This window comes from Kribbella sp. NBC_01505, from assembly GCF_045040285.1.
In the GTDB taxonomy this organism is placed as follows: domain Bacteria; phylum Actinomycetota; class Actinomycetes; order Propionibacteriales; family Kribbellaceae; genus Kribbella.
In genome coordinates, this window is sequence record NZ_CP109425.1 from 4874207 (window position 1) to 4897430 (window position 23224).

Annotated in this window: 23 protein-coding genes; 16 read left to right on the top strand and 7 right to left on the bottom strand. The window is 66.4% G+C overall.

All coding sequences use genetic code 11. The features are described 5' to 3' along the window. The first annotated feature begins 3 nt into the window (after positions 1-3). The 3 genes from OG474_RS23000 (at position 4) to OG474_RS23010 (ending at position 3646) form a co-directional block, all read left to right on the top strand. Positions 4-882, top strand: a complete 879-nt coding sequence (locus OG474_RS23000) for a LysR substrate-binding domain-containing protein (protein ID WP_405064427.1) — start codon at positions 4-6, stop codon at positions 880-882. An 87-nt stretch (positions 883-969) separates the two neighbouring features. Beyond that, entirely contained in the window at positions 970-2361 is a 1392-nt protein-coding gene (locus tag OG474_RS23005) for a sulfatase-like hydrolase/transferase (protein ID WP_405064428.1), read from the top strand. Then, positions 2351-3646, top strand: a complete 1296-nt coding sequence (locus OG474_RS23010; RefSeq protein ID WP_405064429.1) for an MFS transporter — start codon at positions 2351-2353, stop codon at positions 3644-3646. The genes OG474_RS23005 and OG474_RS23010 overlap by 11 nt, the downstream gene beginning before the upstream one ends. 219 nt (positions 3647-3865) lie before the next feature. On the opposite strand, the gene OG474_RS23015 is transcribed toward OG474_RS23010, so the two are convergent. Continuing rightward, positions 3866-4642 (bottom strand): IclR family transcriptional regulator, encoded by a 777-nt coding sequence (locus tag OG474_RS23015; protein WP_405064430.1) that lies wholly within the window; start codon positions 4640-4642, stop codon positions 3866-3868. Further along, positions 4639-5427 (bottom strand): NAD-dependent epimerase/dehydratase family protein, encoded by a 789-nt coding sequence (locus OG474_RS23020; RefSeq protein WP_405064431.1) that lies wholly within the window; start codon positions 5425-5427, stop codon positions 4639-4641. The genes OG474_RS23015 and OG474_RS23020 overlap by 4 nt, the downstream gene beginning before the upstream one ends. Before the next feature lie 181 nt (positions 5428-5608). Between OG474_RS23020 and OG474_RS23025 the strand changes: the two genes are divergently transcribed. The 9 genes from OG474_RS23025 to OG474_RS23065 all read left to right on the top strand — a co-directional run bounded on the left by OG474_RS23025 (position 5609) and on the right by OG474_RS23065 (position 15147). Continuing rightward, the gene (locus OG474_RS23025) at positions 5609-6928 is read left to right on the top strand and encodes an ABC transporter substrate-binding protein (protein ID WP_405064432.1); all 1320 of its coding nucleotides are present in this window, start codon (positions 5609-5611) and stop codon (positions 6926-6928) included. 62 nt (positions 6929-6990) lie between these two features. After that, entirely contained in the window at positions 6991-7830 is an 840-nt protein-coding gene (locus OG474_RS23030) for a carbohydrate ABC transporter permease (protein WP_405064433.1), read from the top strand. Then, positions 7827-8699, top strand: coding sequence for a carbohydrate ABC transporter permease (locus OG474_RS23035; RefSeq protein ID WP_405064434.1), 873 nt, complete (start codon positions 7827-7829; stop codon positions 8697-8699). Before OG474_RS23030 ends, OG474_RS23035 begins: the two co-directional genes overlap by 4 nt. 7 nt (positions 8700-8706) lie before the next feature. Beyond that, positions 8707-9927 (top strand): enolase C-terminal domain-like protein, encoded by a 1221-nt coding sequence (locus tag OG474_RS23040; RefSeq protein ID WP_405064435.1) that lies wholly within the window; start codon positions 8707-8709, stop codon positions 9925-9927. Beyond that, positions 9927-11060, top strand: coding sequence for a hypothetical protein (locus OG474_RS23045; RefSeq protein ID WP_405064436.1), 1134 nt, complete (start codon positions 9927-9929; stop codon positions 11058-11060). Before OG474_RS23040 ends, OG474_RS23045 begins: the two co-directional genes overlap by 1 nt. After that, positions 11057-11701: a bifunctional 4-hydroxy-2-oxoglutarate aldolase/2-dehydro-3-deoxy-phosphogluconate aldolase gene (locus OG474_RS23050; protein WP_405064437.1), complete on the top strand. Its 645-nt coding sequence runs from the start codon at positions 11057-11059 to the stop codon at positions 11699-11701. The genes OG474_RS23045 and OG474_RS23050 overlap by 4 nt, the downstream gene beginning before the upstream one ends. Beyond that, entirely contained in the window at positions 11698-12579 is an 882-nt protein-coding gene (locus tag OG474_RS23055; protein WP_405064438.1) for a 2-hydroxy-3-oxopropionate reductase, read from the top strand. Before OG474_RS23050 ends, OG474_RS23055 begins: the two co-directional genes overlap by 4 nt. After that, entirely contained in the window at positions 12576-14084 is a 1509-nt protein-coding gene (locus OG474_RS23060) for a glycosyl hydrolase family 28-related protein (protein WP_405064439.1), read from the top strand. The genes OG474_RS23055 and OG474_RS23060 overlap by 4 nt, the downstream gene beginning before the upstream one ends. A gap of 64 nt (positions 14085-14148) precedes the next feature. Beyond that, the gene (locus tag OG474_RS23065; protein WP_405064440.1) at positions 14149-15147 is read left to right on the top strand and encodes an alpha/beta hydrolase family protein; all 999 of its coding nucleotides are present in this window, start codon (positions 14149-14151) and stop codon (positions 15145-15147) included. On the opposite strand, the gene OG474_RS23070 is transcribed toward OG474_RS23065, so the two are convergent. Further along, positions 15137-16747, bottom strand: coding sequence for a glycosyl hydrolase family 28 protein (locus OG474_RS23070; RefSeq protein WP_405064441.1), 1611 nt, complete (start codon positions 16745-16747; stop codon positions 15137-15139). The two genes, OG474_RS23065 and OG474_RS23070, sit on opposite strands and share 11 nt — an antisense overlap. A gap of 245 nt (positions 16748-16992) precedes the next feature. Between OG474_RS23070 and OG474_RS23075 the strand changes: the two genes are divergently transcribed. The 3 genes from OG474_RS23075 to OG474_RS23085 all read left to right on the top strand — a co-directional run bounded on the left by OG474_RS23075 (position 16993) and on the right by OG474_RS23085 (position 18981). Beyond that, positions 16993-17862, top strand: coding sequence for a metallophosphoesterase family protein (locus OG474_RS23075; protein WP_405064442.1), 870 nt, complete (start codon positions 16993-16995; stop codon positions 17860-17862). An 85-nt stretch (positions 17863-17947) separates the two neighbouring features. Continuing rightward, positions 17948-18700: a hypothetical protein gene (locus tag OG474_RS23080; RefSeq protein ID WP_405064443.1), complete on the top strand. Its 753-nt coding sequence runs from the start codon at positions 17948-17950 to the stop codon at positions 18698-18700. Positions 18701-18849: 149 nt separating this feature from the next. After that, positions 18850-18981, top strand: coding sequence for a hypothetical protein (locus OG474_RS23085; RefSeq protein WP_405064444.1), 132 nt, complete (start codon positions 18850-18852; stop codon positions 18979-18981). A gap of 97 nt (positions 18982-19078) precedes the next feature. Here OG474_RS23085 and OG474_RS23090 read toward each other — a convergent pair whose 3' ends face one another. Then, entirely contained in the window at positions 19079-19642 is a 564-nt protein-coding gene (locus OG474_RS23090; RefSeq protein WP_405064445.1) for a TetR/AcrR family transcriptional regulator, read from the bottom strand. Between the two features lie 79 nt (positions 19643-19721). Between OG474_RS23090 and OG474_RS23095 the strand changes: the two genes are divergently transcribed. Then, positions 19722-20795, top strand: a complete 1074-nt coding sequence (locus OG474_RS23095; RefSeq protein WP_405064446.1) for a saccharopine dehydrogenase NADP-binding domain-containing protein — start codon at positions 19722-19724, stop codon at positions 20793-20795. 21 nt (positions 20796-20816) lie between these two features. Here the strand turns inward: OG474_RS23095 and OG474_RS23100 are convergent, their stop codons facing one another. From OG474_RS23100 to OG474_RS23110, 3 genes are read right to left on the bottom strand one after another with little or no spacing between them, the layout of a single operon-like run. Continuing rightward, positions 20817-21323, bottom strand: coding sequence for a CGNR zinc finger domain-containing protein (locus tag OG474_RS23100; protein WP_405064447.1), 507 nt, complete (start codon positions 21321-21323; stop codon positions 20817-20819). Continuing rightward, positions 21320-22159 (bottom strand): MBL fold metallo-hydrolase, encoded by an 840-nt coding sequence (locus tag OG474_RS23105; protein WP_405064448.1) that lies wholly within the window; start codon positions 22157-22159, stop codon positions 21320-21322. The genes OG474_RS23100 and OG474_RS23105 overlap by 4 nt, the downstream gene beginning before the upstream one ends. Before the next feature lie 53 nt (positions 22160-22212). After that, positions 22213-23151 carry an alpha/beta fold hydrolase gene (locus tag OG474_RS23110; RefSeq protein WP_405064449.1) on the bottom strand — a complete coding sequence of 313 codons (939 nt, stop codon included), beginning with the start codon at positions 23149-23151 and terminating at the stop codon, positions 22213-22215. Positions 23152-23224: the final 73 nt, after the last annotated feature.

The following is a 23224-nucleotide window of genomic DNA, read 5'->3' on the forward strand; positions in this document are numbered from 1 at the left end:
GCTGTGGATCTGCGGCAACTGCGGTCGTTCGTGGTGCTGGCCGAGGAGCTGCATTTCGGCCGGGCGGCGGCCCGGCTGGGCATCACGCAGCCTTCGCTCAGTGGGCAGTTGCAGCAGTTGGAGGCCGAACTCGGGACCACCCTGGTGTATCGCACGAGCAGGCAGGTCAACCTGACCGAGGCGGGCGAGACGTTGCTGGCCGGGGCACATCGCACCCTCGCCGAGGCTGATCGCACCAGCGGCGCTGTCCGTGACCTCACCGCGGGCAATGTGGGTCGGTTGGTCGTGGGCGCCCTCGGCGCGGGCCTGAACGGACCGCTACCGACGATCATCCGCCGGTTACGTGCGCGCAATGCCAAGCTGCTCGTGGAACTGCGGCACTTCAGTGACAGCACGTCGCAGGAACGCGGTCTGCTGGCGGGCACATTGGACATCGCCGTACTGCGCCAAGTGTCCGGCGACCGGGCAATCGTCACCCGGAAGCTGTTCGACGAGCCGTTCCTGGTCTACCTGCCACAAGATCATCGGCTGGCCGCCCGCGCCGAGGTGGCCCTGGCTGAGCTGGCGGAAGAAACCTTCGTCAGCTGGCCACGGCACTTCGGGCCGGCCTTTCACGATCTGATCACCGACGCCTGCCATCTCCATGGATTCACCCCCGCGGTCGAGGGACTGGCCGACAGCCTGCAAGGCCAGCTCGCCTTGGTCGCCGCCGGGGTCGGCGTCTGCGTCACCGCCATGTCCAACGCGTCATTGCACCGCAGCGGGGTGGTCGTGGTGCCGCTGCGTGCTGATGACCTCTGCGCACCCTTACATGTGGCCTACCGTCGCTGGCACCAGCACAATCCCGCCATCGACAGCTTTCTGGAGTGCCTACCCGAATAGATGCCTACGGCATCAATAGCCTGGGCCTATCGCATCAGAATGTGCAGGTGGTGGCTGTAGCTGCCAGTGGTTCCTAGTGTTCCGGTCATGACAGCACCGCGCGGCCCCAACATCGTGTTGATCCTGGCCGATGACATGGGCTATGGCGACTTCGGCCGGTTCAACGGCGGCGCGTCCCGCACCACCGCTCTGGACCAGCTGTGTGACGACGGGCTGACCCTGACCCAGCACTACTCCGCATCGCCGGTCTGCGCACCGGCCAGGGCCGCGTTGCTGACCGGGAGATATCCGCACCGCACCGGGGCGATCGACACTCTCGAGGCTCGCGGTCTCGACCGGTTGGCGCTCCGCGAACGGACATTGCCGGAGACCCTGGCCGCAGCCGGGTACCGCACCGGGCTGGTCGGCAAGTGGCACAACGGCGCCTTCGATGCGCGGTACCACCCCACCGCTCGAGGGTTTCAGGAGTTCACCGGCTTTTGCGGCGGCTGGCAGGACTACTGGAACTGGCGCCTGGAACGCGGCGGCGCTGTTTGTCAGGCCGACGGCCGGCATCTCACCGATGTCATCACGACCGAAGCCATCGACTTCGTACGCCGTCACCGCAGCGAGCCGTTCTTCCTGCACGTCGCCTACAACGCCCCGCACTTCCCGTTCCAGGCACCAGAGTCGCTCATCCAGGAGTTCGCCGTACCAGGGCGCAGCCGCGCGGTGGCCACGATCTACGCGATGATCCACCAAATGGACCGCGGGGTGGCCGCGATCCGCGACGAACTCGCCCATCTCGGCCTGGCTGACAACACCATGGTGTTGTTCTCCAGCGACAACGGCCCTCAGCTCGGCGGGGAGGGTGCCGCTTCCACCATGCGTTACAACGGCGGTCTGGCCGGCGCGAAGGAACTCGTCCACGAGGGCGGGATCCGGGTGCCGATGATCGTCAGCTGGCCCGACGCACTGCCCGTCGGCGCCACCAGCGACGCGTTCGTGCATTTCACCGACTGGCTTCCCACTCTGACCGCGGTTGCGGGCAGCAAGCACCCCGCCGACGTTGCCCTCGATGGGATCGACGTGAGCCAAGTGCTGGCTGGTCACGAGCAGGAGTCGGCACCGGTGCGGTTCTGGCAGTGGAACCGGCTACACCCGTTGGGACACTGCAACGCCGCGATGCGCGACGGCCGGTGGAAGCTGCTGAGACCGGCGTTGGCCGAGGCCATGAGCCTGCCTGCCGCCGAGCTGCTCCTCGACGCCGAGGTCAAACAAGACCCAAGCCGGGCCGCAGGCCTGTCGAGGGTCCCGGTGCCCGGCCTGCCCGTCGACTGTCCACCGATGCAATCACTGTTGTTCGACCTGACCACCGACCCCGGCGAACAGCACGACCTGGCCGCCGAGCATCCCGGCCGTACGGCGCGGATGGAAGCCGAACTCGCGGCATGGTTCGAAGATGTAGAAACCGATCGGAGATCCATTCATGACAACTGATACCACCGCGACCCAGCGACGGTCCGGTCCCAGCTACACGATCGTCGTGGCGCTACTCGGTGCGTTCCTCGACGGCTACGACCTGGTGATCATCTCCGGTGCACTGCTGTTCATCAAAGCTGACCTGCATTTGTCGCCCGGCCAGGTCGGTTGGGTCGCCGCGACCGCGTTCGCCGGGATGGTCGTCGGCGCCCTCGTCTTCGGCTGGCTCACCGACCACATCGGCCGAGCCGGTGCCTTCGGGTTCGTGCTGGCCCTGTTCGTGGTCGGCTCACTCGTGTCGGCGCTGGCGGTCACGCCCCTGATGCTCATTGCCGGTCGCGCGATCGTCGGCCTCGGAATCGGTGCCGACCTCCCGGTCAGCACCACGCTGATCGCCGAGTCCGCCCCGCGACACACCCGTGGCTCGATGACCGGGCTGATGCAGGTGTTCTGGTTCGCCGGCGCAACCTGCTCCGGTCTGATCGGACTAGGCATGTACGCGTTGCTGGGTGCCGACTCGTGGCGGTGGATGCTGGCCAGCGCGATCGTGATCGCTGCGATCGTGATGGTCCTTCGCCAACGGGTTCCCGAAAGCACCCGGTGGGTCAAGGCTCACCACACCACCCCGGCCGCGACCGCCGTACCGCGCCAGACCTGGTCGATCCTCTTCTCACCCGGTATCCGGGCCGCGCTCGCGTTCTCCTGCCTGTTCTGGTTCCTGGTCACCATTCGCGGCGCCGGCTACAACCTCTACACCCCTACGTTCCTGCGCGAGATCGGCCTGTCCGGCGTGACTGTCTCGCTCGGGCTGAGCACCATCGTCAACCTCGTCAACACCCTGGCCGCACTCATCGGCGTCTACTACCTCGACCGCATCGGCCGGCGCCGCATCATCTTGTGGTGCTGGGCCATCCCCACCGCTCTCACCTTCGTACTCGCGGCGATCAGCGGCGGCAACGCCATCGCGATGTTCGTGATGATCTGCGTCTCCGCCCTTCCGCTGCAGATCCTCGCCATGGCTCTGTTCGCGCTGTCGGTCGAACCGTTCCCGACTCTCGTCCGCGGCACCGCCCAAAGCCTGTCTTCCGCCAGCGGCAAGGCCGGCGGCTTCATCGCCGTACTGGCCTTCCCGCCACTGCTCGCCGCGCTGGGATGGCAGAACATGACGCTGACCCTGGCCGCGATCATGACCGCCGGCCTCATCATCGGCCTCCTACTGAAGATCCCGGAGACCCGTCGGCGCAGCCTGGAATCGCTCGAGCACGACCTCGCCCAACCTTCCCGCCCAGCAGAAGCACCCTGAGCAGCCGAGCGGATCGGGCAAGGTCTCGCGCGCATCGGTCTAGGGGAGCGCGCCGGCCGGCAGCTGACTGAACCGGCGGGCGAGATGGTCTTGCCGGTCGAGGAGAGACAGACACGATGGCACGGCAATTCGTAGGCAGGACGGCTTTCGAGACCGGCGATCGAGCGTACGCGGGCTCAGCCGATCGGTGCCACCACAGCCTGCTCGGCGGACTCCTGGTCAGCGGATGCCTTCTGTGCGGAGTTTGATCGTGAGTTGCTGGACGTGGTCCTTGATGATGGTGGAGACGTCCTGGATCTCCTCTTCGGTGAAGCGTGCCAGCGGGATCGAGCAGCTGATCGCATCCGTGGCCGGGATGCGGTAGGAGACCGGTACGGCGATGCAGCCGAGGCCGAGGGTGTTCTGCTCGCGCTCCACCGCGTACCCGCGTTGCCGCGTGGATTCCAGCTCCCGCATCAGCTCGGCATGCCGGGAGACGGTGTGTGCGGTCATCGGCGGCAACGGGTCAGGCGGCAGGTCGAAGGAAACCTCGGCGGCGGTCAACTCGGCGAGCAGGCTCTTGCCGAGCGCTGTCGCATGGGCAGGTAGCTGGCGGCCGACCCGGCTGGTGGCCCGATGCGGTGCCGTGGACTCACGGGTCGCCAAGTAGATGACGTTCGCACCTTCGAGCCGCGCGTAGTGGGCGGTATAGCCGGTGGAGGAGCGAATCTGTTCAAGAGTGCGAATGGCGTGCGGCAGCGCCGGATCGCGGTCCAGGTACGCCGTCCCGACCAGAAGTGCCCGGGACCCGATGCCGACCATGGCGCCTTCGTTGGTGGTCTCGATCCAGCTCATCGCGATCATCGTGTGCAGCAACTGGTGCAGGCTCGACCGCGGGTAGCCGGTCCGTTTGTGCAGCTCGGTGACGGACATCGGCCCGCGCGCCGCGCCGAGCACCTCGAGGATGCGCAGACTTCGCTCGGCCGACTTCACCAGCCGGATTTCTTCGGTGGTCACCAGGTTCCTCCCAGCGGATGCTCGGCATCGACGAAAACTCCGGCCAGGACGGCCGAAGGATCCGACCGTACGTCGGTTTTTTCGCCGATCTGCCGTTCAGCGTCTTCCCGGGGATAAAAACCGATCAATTTGCCCGCGGTGAGCTCGAACCAGCCCCGGGTGTTGTCCGAAACAGCCCAGACGACATGGTGCCCGGGATCTTCCAGAGCACCGACGGCCTCGATCAGCCGGACCAGGTCGTCGGGCGACAACCAGGTGGACAAGGTGCGGCCACCGGTGCCGATCGTCTCGGCGGCGGTGCAGATCCGGGCCGAGACCACGCTCATCCCGTGGCGATCGGCGTACACACTGCCGAGCGCTTCGAGGGCGACCTTGCCGACGCCGTAGTAGGTGTCGGGCCGGGGGAGGAGTACCGGCGCGGCGGCCGCATCGGCGGCCGCGACATAGCCGGTGGCGTGCAGTGAGCTGCCGAGGAGGACGTTCCGGACGCCTGCGCGGTGGGCTGCTTCCAGGACGACGTATCCGCCGTGGATGTTGGTTTCGAGGATCTGCTCCCAGGGCCGCTCGGCGGAATGGCCGGCCAGATGTACGACGAGATCCACATCTCTGAACGCCTCCGTCATGGCGTCGAGATTCGTGACCGAGGCCGCGAGGAACTCCTCGCCCGTTGCCAGGTCGTCGATCCGGGCGATGTCGGTGAGTCGAAGGGTGTGACCGGCCTGCAGGAGCCGGGAGCGGATCAGACCGCCGACCAGGCCGGCCGCACCGGTGATCGCGAGCAGCACGAGGCTTCCCTTTCCCTAGGGCGGGTCCTTCCGGCTGGCCGAATCTGGACAGATCGGGCGCAGAGTTCCATCCGGCGGACCGTTGACAGGTACCGGAACAAGCTAATACGTTTCAAAATGTTCCGCCAGTATGTATGGCATTCATATATGTGAATGCTTTGCTCTGAGGAGATGGGCCGACATGAGGATTTCACCGGTACGAGGGGTGGTCGCGGCGCTGTCCGCGCTGGTCGCGGTCAGCGCGCTGAATGCCTGCGGTGGTGCCGACAGCAAGAGCGCCGACAGCGGGCCGTTGGAGGTCTGGTCGCGCAGTGCACCAGATCCGGCCAAGACGTACGAGCAGATCATGGCCGCCTTCACGAAGAAGACCGGCATCCAGGTCGACTACAAAGGCGTGATCGAGTTCGACACCCAACTGCAGGCCCGCGCCTCGTCGAAGGACCTGCCGGACGTGATGATCAACGACGCCGGCCTGCTCGGTGCCTACCAGTCGCAGGGCTACCTGACCAAGATCGACAAGGGCACCCTGGCCGGCGCGGACCAGATCACCGACGAGACCTGGGCTCAGAACCAGGGTCTCGACGGCGCGACGTACGGGGTGCCGTTCTCCCGGCAGTCCTTCGCCACCTTGATCCGCTCGGACTGGCGCAAGAAGCTCGGTCTGCCCCAGCCGAAGAACTGGGAGGAGCTCGCGGCCCTGGCGAACGCGTTCGCCACCAAGGATCCGGACGGCAACGGAAAAGCCGACACGTACGGAATGGTCGTTCCCGGGTCGAGCAAGAAGGGCTACATCGGCTGGTGGTCGGCGTCGTACATCTGGCAGGCCGGTGGTGACATCGTCGAGAAGACCGGCGACAAGCAGTACAAGTCGGTGATCAACACCCCGCAGACCAAGACCGCACTGGAGTGGATCCGGACGCAGTTCTGTACGCCCGGCAACGTGGTGCCGGGATCCCTGAACCTGACCACCGCCGAGACCCCGTTCTTCGGTGAGGGCAAGGCGGGGATCTACCTGACCGGCCCGTACACCTTCAACGGTTACGACAAGCAGCTCGGCAAGGACAAGTACGAGGTGGTGCCGATGCCGAAGGGCCCGGCCGGTACGACGACCCTCGCCGAGGGCGAGAACATCTACTTCGGTGCCGGTTCGAAGAAGGCCGATCAGCAGAAGGCGCTCGCGGAGTTCCTGATCTCGCCCGAGGCGCAGCAGATCGGGATGGCGGCCACGACGACGGATCAGCCCGTGGTCCGGATTCCGGTGAACAAGACGCTGGATGCCGGCGCCGTCCGCAAGGACCCGCGCTGGACGCTGGTTCAGGACGAGTACACCAAGGACTCGAAGTCCTTCGTGTGGGCGATCAACTTCCAGCCGATCCGGCAGGCTCTGGGTGAGGGCATCAACCGGATGATGTCGAGCTGTACCAGTGATCTGGCCGCCGGCCTGACGTCGCTCGACACCGCGATCACCGCCGAACTCAAGTCGCAGGATCTCGCCGAGTGACGTCGTCCACAGTCCCGGTCAGGCGTCCGGGGAGGCTGCGTGGATCAGCATGGCTGCCCTGGATGTTCCTGGCTCCGGCGCTGCTGTTCGCGGCGATGTTCAAGTTCATCCCGATGCTGGAAGGCATCCGGATGAGCCTGTACAAGGTCCAGCCGTTCCTCGGCGACGAATGGGTCGGCCTTCAGAACTATGTCACCGTTCTCACTGACGAACGCTTCCGCGATGCGCTCGGTCATACCGTGCTGCTGGGTGTCGGCCAGACCGTCGGTGCCCTGGTGGTCGGCTTCGGTCTCGCGCTGCTCCTCGAGGGACAGGCCCGCTCGCTCTGGATCCTCCGTACGGCGGTCTTCCTGCCCGTCGTCACCGCGGTCGCGGTGATCGGTGAGGTCTGGCGGATCCTGTACTTCCCGACCAGCACCGGTTTCGCCAACGAGGTACTCGGGTTCCTCGGGCTCGGACCGTTCGGCTTCCTCAGCGATCCGAACTCGGCGCTCGCCTCGGTGATGGCGGTCGGGATCTGGTCCGGTGCTCCGTACGACATGGTGATCATCCTGGCCGGACTGGCCGGGATCGACCGGACCTTGTACGAAGCGGCCGCCGTCGACGGCGTGAACCGCTGGCAGCGGCTGCGCTACATCGTGCTGCCGGGGCTGCGGCCGGCGCTGACCGTCGTACTGACGCTGGCGACGATCAGAGGACTGCGGATCTTCACCGAGGTGTATGTGCTGACCGGCGGTGGTCCGGCCGGCTCGACGGAGGTCTGGATGACGCGCGTGTACTCACTCGGCTTCGAGCGCAACGATCTCGGGGTCGCCTCCGCGGCTTCGATGGTGCTGTTGTTCGTCACCTTGTTCCTCACGGTCGCCGTGCGCATCGTGACCCGACGGAGGGAGGCCGGATGAGTGAACAGAGCACGCGCTTCGACACCGCCTTGGGATGGTCGCCGAAGTTCGGCGGCGCGATGCTCCTGCGCATCGTTCTCTGCGGAGTGGTGCTGTTCGTCTTTGCGGCACCGTTCCTGACCATCATCTCCGGCGCCTTCAACGAGACGACCGACTCCACCCAGGTCAGCCTGTATCCGACCCACCCGACGCTGCTCGGCTTCAAGATCGCCGGCGAGAAGGGTGTGTGGGGCTACTTCCTGAACTCGCTCGTCATCGTGGGCGGCGGGTTGCTGCTCCAGGTGACGTTGTCCGTCCTCGCGGCCTACGCGCTGGCGCGGCAGCGGTTCCGCGGGCAGCTCGTCGTGCTGATGCTGTTCCTGCTGACGATGATGCTGCCGGAAGAGGTGATAGCGATCCCGCTCGCGCAGGTGCTCGGGAATCTGCCGCTGTTCGGGATCAGCCTGAAAGGCAGCGTGTTCGGCGTCATCCTGCCGGTGGCGATCTGGGGCTTCTCGATCCTGGTGATGGCCGAGTTCATGAAGGAGATCCCGGCCGAGATCGAGGAGGCGGCCCGGATCGACGGGGTCGGTGAGATCCGGATGCTGTGGACGATCGTGCTGCCGTTGTGCCGGCCGGTGCTCGGCGTGATCACGATCTTCGGGTTCATGATGATCTGGAACCAGTACCTGCTGCCGCTGATCGCCGCGAACGAGCCCGGCGACTACACCCTCACGGTGGCGCTCGCCTTCCTGCGGTCGGACGGCGACGTCGGGCCGGGCGTCCTGCTGGCCGGCGCGCTGATCGCGTTGCTGCCGAGCCTCGTTGTCTATCTCCTGATGCAGAAGTCGATGATCCGCGGAATCACCTCCGGCGCGACGAAGGGCTGACACAGATATGAAGATCACCGACCTGGTGGTGACGCCGATCGCGTTCGCCGATCCGCCACTGCTCAACTCCAGCGGTGTCCATGAACCGCTCGCGCTGCGAACCATTGTCCAGCTGGTGGTGGACGGCGATGTCTTCGGCCTCGGCGAGGGGTCGGGGGAACGGGACGTGCTCGACCGGTTGGCGAAGGTCCGCCCGGCGATCATCGGGCGGAGTGTGTTCGAGACCTCGATGATCGAGTCGATCGTGTTCTCGATCCTCGGCCCCGATGTCACCCCGGTGCAGAAACGCAGTGTCTTCTCGATCGTCGAGGTGGCCTGTCTCGATGCCCAGGGCAAGCTTCTTGGCGTCCCGGTGACCGATCTGCTGGGCGGTGCGGTGCGATCGTGGGTTCCCTACAGTGCCTATCTCTTCTACAAGTGGGCCGGGCATCCCGGCGGCGCGGCGGACGAATGGGGTCCGGCGCTGGAGCCTGCCGGGCTGGTCGCCCAGGCGCAGCGGATGGTGCAGTTGCATGGGTTCGGATCCCTCAAGCTCAAGGGTGGAGTGTTCGCGCCGGAGCAGGAGATCGCCGCGGTCCGGGCGCTCGCCGATGCTTTCCCCGGGATGCCGCTGCGGATCGATCCGAACGGCGCCTGGTCCGTGGAGACGTCGATCGCGGTCGCGGAGCGACTCGGCGGAGTTCTGGAGTACCTCGAGGATCCTGCCCTGACCACGGCGGCGATGGCCGAGGTGGCCGCCCAGGCTTCGATGCCGTTGGCAACCAACATGTGCGTGATCAGTCCCGAGACCGTGCCGGAAGCGGTCCGGCTGGACGCCGTCCAGATCGTGCTGTCCGACCATCACTACTGGGGTGGTCTGCGGCATACCCGCGAGCTGGGCGCGATCTGCGACACCTTCGGGCTGGGGATGTCGATGCATTCGAATTCACATCTGGGAATCTCGCTGGCCGCGATGACACAGGTCGCGGCGGCGACGCCGAACCTGGCCTATGCCTGCGACACCCACTATCCGTGGAACCGGGCGGACGACGTGATCACGACGCCGTTCGAGTTCGTCGGAGGTGCGCTGCGGGTCTCGGCCGCGCCCGGCCTCGGGGTCGAGCTCGATCAGGACAAGCTCGCCGAACGGCATCAGCGGTACGTCGAATCCGGCCGGACGACCCGGGACGACACGGCGTACATGCGGCAGATCGATCCTGGGTACGACCCGACCTTGCCGAGGTTCTGATGGGGGTTCGGACCGCTGCCTACGCTTACCCGTGGGACCTCAACGGCGATCCGCGCGCGGCGGAGCGGTTCGCGGAGCTCGGTATCGACGCGGTGGTACTGGCCGCGGCGTACCACTCGGTCCGGGCCGCGACTCCGCGGCATCCGCGGCACCGGGTGGTGGATGCCAGATCGGCGGCGCTTTACATGCCTGTGCGGGCCGATGCCTGGGGCGAATTGATTCCGGCTGATGCATCACCGTGGGCCGGTGAGCGGTCCTTCACCCGGGCAGCCGGTGAGCTACGCCTGGTCGGGCTGCCGGTGCGCGCGTGGGTGGTGCTGACGCACAGCACAGCAGTGGGTCTGGCGAATCCGTGGGCATGTGTGCGAAATGCTTTCGGCGATGTGTATCCGTACGCACTGTGCCCCAGCGTTCCGGCGGTGCGCGACTATTCACGCAGGCTCGTGGGTGAGGTGGTCCGTCAGTCCGGCGTCACCGATGTCGTACTCGAGGCCTGCGGGCCGATGGGTGTCAACCATCTCGGCCACCACGAGAAGACCGCGGGAGCCGACTGGACCGAGGACGAATGCGCACTCCTGTCGATCTGCTTCTGCGACGCCTGTACGACGTCGCTCGCACAAGCCGACGTGGATCCGGCGGAACTGGCCGCGCGCATCCGGTCCGGCGGGTCATCGCCGGCCAAGGTGCTAGGCCCTCACCTGGATGTCGTCCTGCAGATCAGGTCCGAGGCAACGCGCCTGTTGCGGGAGGCTGTGCTGGCCGAGGCACGGTCGGCGGGTGCGGTCGGGATCGCGATGCACGCGGTCGCCGATGCCTGGTCGACCGGACCGGCCGCTGCGGTGACTGTCGCGGACAAAGGCGTGAACTCGTACGTCGTGCCGGCGTGGGAACTCGATGAGGTCGCAGCGCAACGAGTGGGTGCGATGCGTGCCTTGGGGGTGGACGTGTCCGCCTATGTGAATGTCCTTCCACCGGCGCCTGCCGATCCGGAAGAGCTGGCACGGTACTGGCGGGGGCTGGTTGCCGCCGGCGCCGAGGAACTCCATCTGTATCACGCAGGCCTGGCGTCGGACCGACGGTTGGCGGCCCTGCGAATGGCGATCGAGGACGTGACGGGGAAGGTGCGGCGATGATGCAGTTACGCGAGGCGATGAAGGGCCGGCCGGCAATCGCCGTGCTCCGGGCACCGGACGCCGGACGGTTCGTCGAGGTGTCCCTGATCCTGGTCGATGCCGGAATCCCGGCCGTCGAGTTCACGCTCACCTCGGCCGGGGCGTTGGACGCGATCAGGCATGCGAAGAAGGTGCTACCGGCCGACGTACTGATCGGTGCCGGGACCGTCCGGACGGCCGAACAGGTTCGCCAGGCGGTCGATGCCGGTGCGTCGTTCCTGGTCAGCCAGGTCACTGACCCAGACGTGATCGAGGCCGCGCACGAGCTCGGCGTACCGTTCGTCCCCGGCGCGCTGACACCGAACGAGATCGTCCGGGCCTGGCGGTACGGCGTCCAGGCGGTGAAGGTGTCCCCGATCGGTCCGGTGGGAGGCATCGGCTATCTCGCCGAGCTTGTCGGTCCCTTGCCCGATATCCCGCTGGTGCCGACCGGCGGGGTCCTCGTCGACGAGGCAGGCGCCTACCTCGCAGCGGGGGCCGCGGTCGTCGGTCTCAGTCGTGACCTGACCAGGGATGCGTTGCTCCCGGGCGGCGATCTGGCCGCACTGGCCGAGCGTGCCGCTCGCGCCATCCGCTCTGTCGACACCTGGAGAGAACAATGACTCGGATCGGTTTCGTCGGCCTCGGCATCATGGGCCTGCCGATGGCCGTCAACCTGGTCGAGGCCGGGTACGTCGTCCGTGGTCACAACCGTAGCCCGGCCAAGGCGGAGCGGCTGGTCGCAGCGGGCGGTACGGCGGCGGCGTCGATCGCCGAAGCCGTCGTCGATGCCGACGTGATCATCACCATGCTGCCGGACTCCCCGGACGTCGAGAAGGTTGTCCTAGGCAACGATGGCGTCCTCGCCAACGCCCGGACCGGCGCGCTGTTGATCGACATGAGTTCGGTCGCCCCGGCCACCGCTCGCAACGTCGCCGCGGCCGCGGCCGATGTCGGCGTACGGGCTTTGGACGCACCTGTGAGCGGCGGCGAGCAAGGCGCCGTCGACGGGAAGCTGTCGATCATGGTCGGGGGTGCGGCTGCGGATGTCGAGGCGGCCCGGCCGGTGCTCGCCGCGTTGGGCACCACCGTGGTGCACGTGGGTCCACCCGGCTCCGGGCAGCTGGTGAAGGCCGCCAATCAGCTGATCGTGGCCGGCACCATCGAACTGGTCGCAGAGGCGTTGACCTTCCTGGACGCGTACCAGGTGGACCTGGAACCGGCGGTCGAGGTGCTCGCCGGTGGGTTGGCGGGCAACCGGATCCTCGATCGCAAGGCCGCTGGAATGATTCGCCACGAGCTGCAGCCAGGATTCCGGATCGACCTGCACCACAAAGATCTCGGGATCGTTCTCGACTCCGCCAGGCAGGCCGGCGTCGTGATTCCGCTCGGTGCTGTCGTGGCGCAGTTGATGGCTGCGGCCCGCGCTCAGGGCTACGGCGATCTCGACCACTCCGCCCTGATCCTTGGTGTCGAGCAACTGTCGGGCCGGCACCGATGAGCGTTCAGACCTACCCGCTGCCCACGATCTACCCGATCTCAGTCGATTTCGCGGTGCGCGTCGAAGGGCAGAACGTGCCGGTGACCGCCTTCGCGCCGGAGCCCGGAGGGGGAGTGGAGTATCACTATGCCCACTTCTCGTTCGACGGCACGGTGACCGTGGAGGTGAGTACCCGTCGACGGATCGAGGTCGCATCGGTCAGCCCGCTCGCCTTCGAGATCCCGGTGGAGGTATCAGAGAACCGGTTGACCTTCACACTCGATCAGAGCCGGTACCTGATCGTGAAGATCGATGGTCTCGCCGAGCTCGTCATCGCCGCCGACCCGGTCGAGGTCGATCCGCCATCTGTGCAAGGACCCCGAATCTTCAACGTGGTCGAGGACTTCGGCGCCGATCCGACCGGCACGACCCTGGCGACCGGCGCGATTCAAGGCGCGATCGATGCGGCGTACGACGCCGGTGGGGGCGTTGTCCACATCTCGGCCGGTGTGTTCTCGATCGGCAGCGTCGTGCTGCGGTCGCGGGTGCAGCTCTACTTGGCCGGCGGGTCAGTGCTCCGGGCAACGGCGGACCCGGCTGACTATTCCACCAAGTTCCGGCACGACAGCCTGGACATGGATGGCACCTGGCTGCTGTCGACCGAACCGGGATCTGTCGACATTCGCGTGTATGGACGCGGAACCATCGACGGTCAAGGCGCACGGATGCGCAAGGACAGCCGCTATCTGAATCACCTGTTCGTCCCCGTCGGTACCCGAGGGCTGCGGGTCGACGGCGTGATCGGTCGCGACTCCGGCTCCTGGGCGTTCCTGCCGAGCCGGTGCTCCGACGTACAGATCACCAACTACAAGGGATTCCAGACGCAACGCCAGTATGAGAACGATGTCCTGGATGTGAACGAGTGCCAGGATGTGGTGGTCCGGCACATGATCGCGATCTGCGAGGACGATCCGTACTCGACCAAGGCCTGGGCCGAGGACGCCAACATCGCGCTCAGCTGGCCGCACCCCCGCCGGCCGGTCGAACGCGTTCTGTTCGAGGATGTCGTCGCCTGGACACACTGCGCCGCGTTCAAGGTGGGGAACGGGCACTACTCGCGGCAGCACGACATCACCTACCGGCGGGGCTACGTCTACAACGCAACCCGCGCGATCGCCATCGATCCCTGCTACGGCAGCGCGCCCTGCACCGACCTCGTCTACGAGGACATCGACATCGAGTCGCTGGACCACGAGCGCGGCAATCAGAGTTGGCTACTCATTCACACTCGTGAACGCGGCCTCGGCATCGGACCGGTTTCCGGCGTACGAATCGAACGCATCACCGTCCGCGACGCCGGCCGCATGCCACCCCTCGTTGCCGCCGGCAACGCCGACGGTGCCCTCAGCAACATCCTGCTCCGCGACGTCGTCGTCGAAGGCACCCCGCTGTGTACCTTCGCCGCCCTGGGCATCCCGCTCACTCCCCACGTCGAGGAGCCGAAAGTCGAGTACGGCGCGCGCTGACCCGTCGAGGCGCCTGTCCGGTACGGCTCTACTGTGGGACCGACGGACGAGTGGAGGAGGAGTCGTGAGCGAGTCGGCTGTGGTCGCGTGGGAGCTGGACGGGATTCGGATGGAGGGGACCGTGGTGCGGCCCGCGGGGGACGGGCCGTTCGCGGGGGTGGTGATGGTGGCAGGCAGCGGGCCGACGGATCGGGACTGGTGCTCGCCGTTGCTGCCCGGGACCAACGGATCGGCGCGGTTGCTGGCGGAGGCGTTCGCCGATGCCGGGATCGCCTCGATGCGCTACGACAAACGAGCCTCGGGTCCACACGTCATGGACAACGTCGCCCAGCTCGTCGGCAAGCTGAGCATGCAGTCGCACGTCGACGAGTTGTCGGCGGCGACGCGAGCCTTTGCTGCCGAGCCGTCCGTCGATCCGTCGCGGATCGTTGGCCTAGGCAACAGCGAAGGAACCCTGCAAGTACTGCGTTATGCCACCAGCGTCCAGCCGATCCCGTTCGTCGGTATCGTTCTGGCGGCGCCACCCGGGCGACCGATCCGCGACGTCCTGATGTCGCAGCTCGCCCTGCAGGCTGCGCAGATCCCCGACGGTGCCGAATTGCTCCCGCTGGTCCGCGCAGCCGCCGATCGGTACACGGCCGGTCGGCCGATGGATCCCGATCCGCGGCTGCCGGACAGTGTGCGGCAGGTGCTGATGAGCTTTGAAGTGCCGGCGAACCTCCCACTCGCGCGCGAGCTGTGGTCGGAGAGCGCCACCGACCGGCTGCCGCAGGTGGAGATCCCGACGCTTGTCCTGATCGGCGGCAACGACGTACAAGTCGACCTGCACGCCGACGGCGATCCCCTCCAGGCGGCAGCAGCCGGAAGTACGAACGTCACCTTCGCCTTCCCTCCGCGCGCCAATCACGTCCTCAAACACGACCCTCGCACTCCACCGCAGGTCGCCGCATCTGCTGGCAACGAGTACAACGCCGACGGCACCACGCTCGACCCCGAAGCGCTGGCCGTCATCCTTACTTGGCTACGCAACTGCTTCGCCGGCTGTATCAGTACTACTGGGTGATGGTGATCGGGCCGTTCTCGGACACGTTGGTGATCCGCATCTGGGCGAGTGTGGTCGCGTACGACGACGAACCGGGCATCAGGACCCGGTGCAACTGAACACCGGTGATCTGGGCTCCGGGCAGCCCGTTGATCCGGGCGGCCGTCGTGCCGGCGTCGCGGACCCGGACGTTCGCGATCCGGACACCGCTGATCGGGCCGGTCCCTTCCGGGCCGGTGCCGGTCCACAGGGCCAGCCAGGTCCGGTTGTTGTCGTTGCTGAACGAGAGCCGCTCGATGTCGATGGTGTCGAACGTGATCGAGCTCGCGGTCCCGGTTCCGTACTTGTGGTGAACGCCGATCCCCACCGCGGCGTCATGCACAACCGCGTTCCGGAACGTCACGTTGGACTGGTTCTGCAGAACGCCCTGGCCGACCTTCAGGCCGTAGCAGTACGTCCAGCTGACCAGGTCGTCGAAGACCACGTCGTCCAACGGTCGCGAGGCGCCCGGGATGTTCTTGGTGATATCGGTGGTCTCGGCCCAGGTCTTGGTGCTGAAGGGATCGTCCAGGCCGATCCCGATCGCGTTGGTGACCCGGACCTGCCGCGACTCCATCACGTCGATCCCGTCGTTCTCGCCCATGTCGAACCGGTTGAAGATCTTCACATTCGTGAATCCCACGTCCTCCGAGCGGATCGGCATGACCGCCCAACTGCTGGATTCGCGGAAGGTGATCCCGTCGACCCGGAAGTGGGTCGTGTAGACCGGGGTCAGCAGGTTCACGCCCAGGTTGCTCGGGGCGAGCGAGGCCTGGCCGTTGCCGTCGATCACGCCGCGGCCGTAGATCGAGATGTTGGTCGACGAGTACCGGGTCGACAGGAACCAGGTGATGTCGCGGCTCTGCGAGTTCTTGCGCCAGTGCACGTCGTACTGGGACCGCTCACCGGTGTATCGCAGAACGGCACCCGGCGCGAGGTAGAGCGCAAGGTTGCTGCGGAGGTAGATCGTGCCAAGGGTCCAAACGCCGGCAGGTACGTAAACGACGCCTTGCCGGCCGTTCGCACCGCCCCAGGCAGACGCGTCGTTGAGCGCGGTCTGGAAGGCGGCAGTGCTGTAACCGCTGCCCGGCTGCGCGTTGTACGGCGCGTTGCGGACGTTGAAGATCCCTGTGCCGCTGTCGGCCGGGCGGTTCGTCTCGAGCGGGTCGATCGCGATCACCAGGTTCGGCCGACCATCGAGTTTGACGATCAGGTACTCGTCGCGCGTGACGGTGAAGGTCATCGCCGCCCCACTCACCGAGCCGCTCAGATTCAGCTTCGCCGGGCTGATGAAGTACGACCCGATCGCGGTGTTGTTCACCTTCGTCACCGTGATGGTCGCCTCGCCGGCCCCCATCGCGAACTGTGCGATGTCGTACCCCGGGTAGTCGCTGACCGGAACGTTCTGACCGTTCACCGTCAGGCGGTAGTCGGGCGAGGCGGGATAGATGGACTGCACGGGATAGATCTGCAGAGGTGCCGGGGCGGCGTGCGCCGGCAAGGGCGACAGGACGGTCAGCGGCCCGAGCAGGAGGACTGCGAGCGCGCAGACCAGCAAGCGGGTCAGAGCAGGTGGCGACATAACGGCTCCTTCGAACGGAAGACTCGAGATGGCCTCTCCCGCCCGAAGGTAAGCCAGCATAGCTATGAATGTGAATAGGATTCATATATGTGAACAAATGTGACCGGAACTGGCCACCCGTGAGGTGGCCAGTGAGCCGGTAGGCTCGGTGCACACGACTGGCGAGGGTGGGCGACCACCGGGGAGTGACGCGTCGGGCATCGACCGCCTGGGTGCCTAGGGCAACGATGTCGAGGAGTTGTGTCATGCGTCGTCACCGTGTTCTGCATCTGTCCGATACCCATGTCAGCCGCACCGGTCCGGACGAGGACGGTGTTGATGGCGTCACTGCGCTGCGTGGGCTCCTGCGCGACCTCCGGCGAGTCCCGCAGTTGGACCTGGTGGTCGTCAGTGGGGACATTGCCGACGACGGCTCCGAGGAAGGATGCGCCGTGGTCCGTGATCTGGTCGGTGAGTTCGCCGGCGCGCGCGGGATCCCGCACATCTACAGCACGGGCAACCACGACCGCCGCGACGGCTTCACCGCCGCCCTCGGCTGCGGACACCTTGGGCCGGACGGCTCAGCGATCGGTCGATCGGCCGAGCTGGACGACGTCATCGCCGCGGTGAGCGAGGTCAACGGCCTCCGCGTGATCACGCTGGACAGCCTCGTTCCCGGCTCACCGCACGGGGAGTTGGGCCGCAACCAACTGAACTGGCTGACCACCGAGTTGGCGACCCCCGCCCCGTCCGGCTCGATCGTCGTACTCCACCACCCGCCGGTGTCCTTGGATGCCGTCGTCTTCATGCGGTCGGCGGTTCTGCAGCAACCCGACGAGCTGGGTCAGGCGCTCGCGGGCACCGACGTCCACGCCGTACTGTGCGGCCATCTGCACCACCAGCTCAGCGGAAGGCTAGGTCAGACGCCTGTCTGGGCGACCCCCGGCGTGATCACTCGAATGGACCTCACCGCACCGCCTGCCCTCGCCCGCGGAGTCCTCGGCGCTTGCGCGTCAGTCATCGACCTCGGCGGCCCGTCCGACCCCATGTTCCACACTCTCCATGCCCGCACCCCAGACACCGGCAAAGAGGTCTACGTCTATGACCCAGTAGCAGGTGTTCATGTGCAGGAATGAACCCGTCGAGTCACTACCTTGGGTAACGCCGTGACATCCTCGCGGCACCTGAGCAGCAACCTTCGCCGGAGAGACGGGTCCCGTTGTGAGCGAGTTCGTTGGCCGTCTGATGATCGAACGCATTCGGGCACGCCGTAGGTACGCGGGTCTGCTCCCGCTCGCGGCGGCGCTTGCCGTCTCGCTCGCTCTGACCGCGTGCGGGTCGGAGAAGCAGTCCGTCGACACGAGTGCGCCGCAGAGCGCAAGTACTCCGACGACGGAGAAGAAGGCCGGCCTCGGTCAGATTGTCGAGTCTGGATTCGGGCAGTCCGGCCAGTATGTCTGGGTGACCGCGCTGGTCAAGAACATGTCCGACCACGGTGGGCAGACGGTCACGGTCAACTTCAATCTGCTGGACAAGAGCGGCGCGATCCTCAAGAGCGCCTCCCAGGTCGAGTCGTTCAATGTCGCGAACCAGCTCCAGGCGGTCGGTACCCAAGTCGATGTCGGTCTGAAGGACAAGGTTGCTTCGGTGCAGCCGACGCTGCTGGTGAAGGAAGAGGGTGCCTTCCCGGAGTCCAAGACCGACCTCGGCAGCTTCAAGGCCGGCAGCATCACGAAGGACCAGTACGTCGACACCTTGTGGCATGCGAAGTTCACGATCAAGAACCCCACGGACCAGCCGCTGCAATCTCCGCGCATCGGCGTCATCTGCAAGGGCACGGACGGCAAGGTGAACGGTGGTGGCACGGACTACCCCGACCTGGTGCCACCGTCCGGGCAGGTCGTGATCGACCCGAACCTGATCACCACGGGCAAGCCCACCACCTGCACGGCGTACGTCGCCGCCGGAATATGACGTCCGATCCGGCTCAGGCGGCCTTGAGCGCTACCTCTGGAGCGCCACCAAGCCCCGCTGAAGCGGCGGGGCCGCTCGAGGGCTCACCAGGAACGGTCTGTGGTGAGCCCTCTGGTCGGTCTCGTCAGCAGTTGTTGATCGTGCCGCTTGTGCTGGAGACGTTGCCCGCCCAGATCCAGCCGACGACGCCGGAGGACGTGTCGCGGGCCAGGTACCACGGGTTGCCGTCAGCGCTGCGCTTCGTGCACCAGATCGCACCGGTGCCCTCGCGGTTGCTGTAGGCGCAGTATGTGAAGCGCCTTCACAGTTCCGCCCCAATGACTTGCGTAACCCCTCCACTCCGGAGAGGCGTCGCACAATGTGCCATGGCCGGAGGGGTCAGATCCGGACCAGTCGCTGTAGCTGTTCGGCGGCCGCGGCCAGGCAGCTCTCGATCGGCTGCTGTCCGGTTTGGTCGACCCAGCAGGTGAAGGCCTGCTGGAAGACGGCCGTCCCGATCTGAGCAAGCAGGATCGCGTCAGTCGCCGGTACGGCGCGTTGCTCCAGCGCTGCCTGAATGGCGGTCGCTATGGCGTTTGATTTGGTGCGCTCGCGCTCCTGGAGCTCCGGGCTGGCCTGGATGATGTCCCGCCGGGCTACCGAGTCGGTGGCGTGCTCCACCAGGAGGGCGCCTACCGTTTCCAGGGCCGCCAGCGCCGTGGGCCACGGTGCGACGTCAGGTGCGACCGCTGCGAAGGCGTCAGCGATCGCCCCCGGGAGCTGCTCCGAGCCCGCGAAGAGCACCTCGCGCTTGTCCGGGAAGTAGCGGAAGAACGAGCGCCGGGCGAGCCCGGCCTGCTCGGCGATCTGGGCCGCGGTCACATTCTCGAAGCCGTGCTGGTGAAAGAGCTCGAGTGCGGCCGCCCGCAGCCGGCCTTCCGCATCCGGATCCCATCGCGCCATACCGCCAGCCTACCAGTGATGGCACTGAGTGCTATCGTAAGTGAAAGCACTCAGTGCCATCACTTATCGGAGGCTTCTCATGTCCACAGAGATCTGGCTGCTCGGCGCGACCGGGCGCACCGGCAGGGCGATCGGTGCCCGGCTGGTCGCCGCCGGCCGAACGCCCGTTCTCGTCGGCCGGAACGCCGACCGCCTGCGAGCCGCCGCGAGCGAGTGGGGGATCGACGACCCGCAGCTCGTCGTCGAGACCTCGACGGCGGGTGCAGCGCGGGCGATCCGCGAGCGGCGGCCTGCTGTCGTGGTGAACACGATCGGCGGCTACGCCGAGACCGCCACCACGTTCGCGCGGTCCTGTCTGCCCGGCGGCCACTACGTCGATCTGGCCAACGACCTGGTCGCCATTTCCCGGATGCTCGAGCTGAACGACGAGGCGGTCGACAACGGCAGTACCTTGGTGACCGGCGCCGGTTTCGGCGTACTCGCCACGCAGGCCGTGGTGGCCAAACTTGTCGAAGGCCAGCCAACGCCTGGTGACGTTCGGGTGGATGCGATCGCGTCGTTCGCGATGGAAGCCGGCCTACTCGGCACCGCGCTGGCTGAGTCGATCGTGAGCGGCCTGACCACCGGAGGTCTTCAATACAAGGGCGGCCAGCTCGTCAAGGCTCGGCTCGCCTCCGAGGCGCGGCATCTAAAACTCCCTGACGGTGAGACCGCCTCCACCGTCCTGGCGCCGACCGGTGATCTCTTGGCGGCTCAGCAAGCCAGCAATGCCCCCGCCGTGGTGTCCGCCAATGCATTGCTGCCTGGCGGTGTCGTCCGGCACCTTCTCCCGCTGATGGGTCTACTCCTGACCATCCCCGTCCTCCGCCGGTTCGCGGTCCGACGGCTGGCCGCGGTCACGACGAAGGCAGCGCCTCGGGCTCGGACGCACTCCTGGGGGCATGCGGTTGTCAATTGGCCGGGCGGTACGACGCGCGCGGGCTGGCTGCGGTGTGACGACGCCATGGACTACACCTGTGCCGTCATCACCGAAGCCGCTCTGGCGTTGGCCCGTGGTGAGGCCAAGCCCGGCGCCCATACTCCGGTCACAGCCTTCGGGCCCGACCTGGCCGTCGCAGCCGGTGGCGTGTTCATCCTGGAAGAGCGCGGATAGAAGTCGTACGAGCGTGGTGCGCTAGCTGCGGGCTCGGGCTCGGTGAGCTCGGAGGTTGGCCGGGTTGCCGCAGGTGGTGAGCGAGTGCCAAACGCGTGAATTGTTCTTGGAGCGGTCGTAGAAGGCCGCTCGGCAGTCCGGATTGCGGCACGACTTCAGTCGCCGCCAGGTGTCGAGAAGTTGTGCCTCGTAGATGCCGGCGAGTGTTCTCGAGATCAGCGCGGAGGCCCCGTCCGGGGGAGGTGTCAGCTCGACCGCGGCATCGGGCCCGAATCCTAGAGTCAGGTCCGTGGCCCATTGCTGGGTTGGATGCTCGGAGCGTGACACCAGTCGCTGGAGGTCGGTCCGGAAGGCCCGCAGCAGTTCGAGGTCGGCGTCGGTCAACGGCGTGGTCGTCCAGGTACCGGCTGCCTCAGGATCACTGAGGAGGTCGCTGTGTTTCCCGATGCCCACTGTGTTGATCAGCTCCTGAGCCAGGCCTAGGTTGCCCGGTGCGGCTTCGAGGTCGTAGCGACTGGACGAAGTCATCGGGTGAACAGTGCCAGTGCGCCGTACCACAAAGGGCTCGGGTTGAGCCGGTCCGGATGCCGCTCGATCATCCGATCGTAGAAGTCCTGGGCGGACGGCGCCTCGGCGCGGAACGTGATCACATCCTGAAGATACTGCTTGGTCTGATCCAGGATGATCGGGCTGTCGGGCAGCTCCCGGTTCTTGTGGCCGGCGATCACTGCGGTCGGTTTCAGCTCGGCGACCCGGTCGATGGCCTCGATCCACGCCTCGAACCCGCCGTCCACACCTTCGACGATGTACTGGTGAATTCCGTTGTAGGCAACGTCTCCCGCCACGACCAGCCCGATCGACGGCACGTGCAGCACTGTCGTCTGATCGGTGTCGGTGTGCCCGGTCTCGATCACCTGCAGCAGTTCACCCTCCAGCGCGATTCCTTCGGCCGGCGCCGGCTCGGCCAGCACCGGGCTCGCCGGGATCTGACCGGGGAAGATCACGTCCCACAGCTTTTCGCGCCCGACCGTGGCCTGCTGGTGCATGATCTCGATCGTTCCGGGCGTGGCATAGACCTTGGCGCCCGGGAATCGCTTGACCAGCTCACCGGCTCCGAACCAGTGATCGCCGTGCCCGTGCGTCGAATAGATCGCGATCAGGTTCTTGCCTGATTGCTCGATCCAGTCGCCGACCTGCTGGATCTGATCGGTGAGGAACGGTGGATCCACCAGAACCGCGTCATACGCACCGAAGATCAACGTGGTGGAGAGCGGGTTCCAGTAGAGCCGGTCGCCGTTCGGCATCCGCTGCTCCCCGGCGCGCAGGGCGCTCGGACTGACATGCACTTCGTAGGACAAGCTCATGGGTATCCTCCTGGGCCGAACCTGGTGAAATAACCATACGCCGTTTACCTATTTCACGCTAGTCGTGCTTCCGCTACCAGCAAGAGTTTCCGATGACGTTGAATGCCGGAAGTCTGCGCGACGTCGATGTCGCGGAGGAAGTCGAGGACGGCGGTGGCCAGTTCACGAGGGGCCTCCTGGGCTGCGTAGTGGCCGACGCCTTCGAGGGAGGCGGAGTGAAGCGCGCCGGCCGCGACTTGGGCGAAGGTGGTTCTGGTGAAATCACCGCCTCCGGCGCCGACCGTGAGTACCGGCATCTTGAGCGGGTTCGCGGCGGCCATGGCGGTGATGTCTTCGCCGTCTTGCAGCATTGACCGGTAGAGGCCGGTCGCGCCGCGGAATCCGCCGGGCCGGGAGTAGGTCCGGGCGTACTCGGTGAGGTCCGCCTCGGTGATCGCTCCAGGGGTCACCGTCATGGGCGGGCCGGCGAACGGGGTCAGGAATTCGTGTTCGCGACCAGTCAGGAGCGTCTCCGGGATGCCTGGAGTGGTGAGCGTCCCGATGTACCAGGCGCCCCCGCGGGTGACGTCGGCCAGTCTTTCCATGCCGAATCCCGGCAGTCCCGTCTCGATCGCGGTGAAGCTGCGGACGTCTTGCGGGTGGGTGGCGGCGAGCCGAAAGGCGACCATCCCGCTGATGTCTTGTGCCGCGAGGTGCACCGGACCGACGTTGAGGTGCTCGACGAGCTGATGCAGGTCCTCGGCGGAGGTCGCGCTGTCATACGGGCCCGTCTCGTTGCTCGAGTCGCCGAAACCGCGCAGGTCCACCGCGAACACGCGGTGGTCGGCCGCCAGTAGGGGGATGAGCTTGCGGAACGCCCACCAAGTCTCAGGGAAGCCATGCACCAGGAGGATCGGAGACCCGGTGCTTCCGGCCTCGACGAAGTGGAGCCGGGTTCCGTTGACGTCGACGTACCGATGGGTGATCTCAGGCGGCGCTGCGATCTCGGTCATGACTGCTCCTCATTAGACAATCTGGTTGTCCATTCACAGTAGACAACCAGGTTGTCGTTTGTCTAGCTCGGCA

Bases quoted from the DNA above. Each gene is read 5' to 3' on its own strand.
- OG474_RS23005 (WP_405064428.1), top strand. From the start codon at position 970: ATGACAGCACCGCGCGGCCCCAACATCGTGTTGATCCTGGCCGATGAC.
- OG474_RS23010 (WP_405064429.1), top strand. From the start codon at position 2,351: ATGACAACTGATACCACCGCGACCCAGCGACGGTCCGGTCCCAGCTAC.
- OG474_RS23025 (WP_405064432.1), top strand. From the start codon at position 5,609: ATGAGGATTTCACCGGTACGAGGGGTGGTCGCGGCGCTGTCCGCGCTG.
- OG474_RS23030 (WP_405064433.1), top strand. From the start codon at position 6,991: ATGTTCCTGGCTCCGGCGCTGCTGTTCGCGGCGATGTTCAAGTTCATC.
- OG474_RS23035 (WP_405064434.1), top strand. From the start codon at position 7,827: ATGAGTGAACAGAGCACGCGCTTCGACACCGCCTTGGGATGGTCGCCG.
- OG474_RS23040 (WP_405064435.1), top strand. From the start codon at position 8,707: ATGAAGATCACCGACCTGGTGGTGACGCCGATCGCGTTCGCCGATCCG.
- OG474_RS23045 (WP_405064436.1), top strand. From the start codon at position 9,927: ATGGGGGTTCGGACCGCTGCCTACGCTTACCCGTGGGACCTCAACGGC.
- OG474_RS23050 (WP_405064437.1), top strand. From the start codon at position 11,057: ATGATGCAGTTACGCGAGGCGATGAAGGGCCGGCCGGCAATCGCCGTG.
- OG474_RS23055 (WP_405064438.1), top strand. From the start codon at position 11,698: ATGACTCGGATCGGTTTCGTCGGCCTCGGCATCATGGGCCTGCCGATG.
- OG474_RS23060 (WP_405064439.1), top strand. From the start codon at position 12,576: ATGAGCGTTCAGACCTACCCGCTGCCCACGATCTACCCGATCTCAGTC.
- OG474_RS23070 (WP_405064441.1), bottom strand. From the start codon at position 16,747: ATGTCGCCACCTGCTCTGACCCGCTTGCTGGTCTGCGCGCTCGCAGTC.
- OG474_RS23075 (WP_405064442.1), top strand. From the start codon at position 16,993: ATGCGTCGTCACCGTGTTCTGCATCTGTCCGATACCCATGTCAGCCGC.
- OG474_RS23090 (WP_405064445.1), bottom strand. From the start codon at position 19,642: ATGGCGCGATGGGATCCGGATGCGGAAGGCCGGCTGCGGGCGGCCGCA.
- OG474_RS23095 (WP_405064446.1), top strand. From the start codon at position 19,722: ATGTCCACAGAGATCTGGCTGCTCGGCGCGACCGGGCGCACCGGCAGG.
- OG474_RS23100 (WP_405064447.1), bottom strand. From the start codon at position 21,323: ATGACTTCGTCCAGTCGCTACGACCTCGAAGCCGCACCGGGCAACCTA.
- OG474_RS23105 (WP_405064448.1), bottom strand. From the start codon at position 22,159: ATGAGCTTGTCCTACGAAGTGCATGTCAGTCCGAGCGCCCTGCGCGCC.
- OG474_RS23110 (WP_405064449.1), bottom strand. From the start codon at position 23,151: ATGACCGAGATCGCAGCGCCGCCTGAGATCACCCATCGGTACGTCGAC.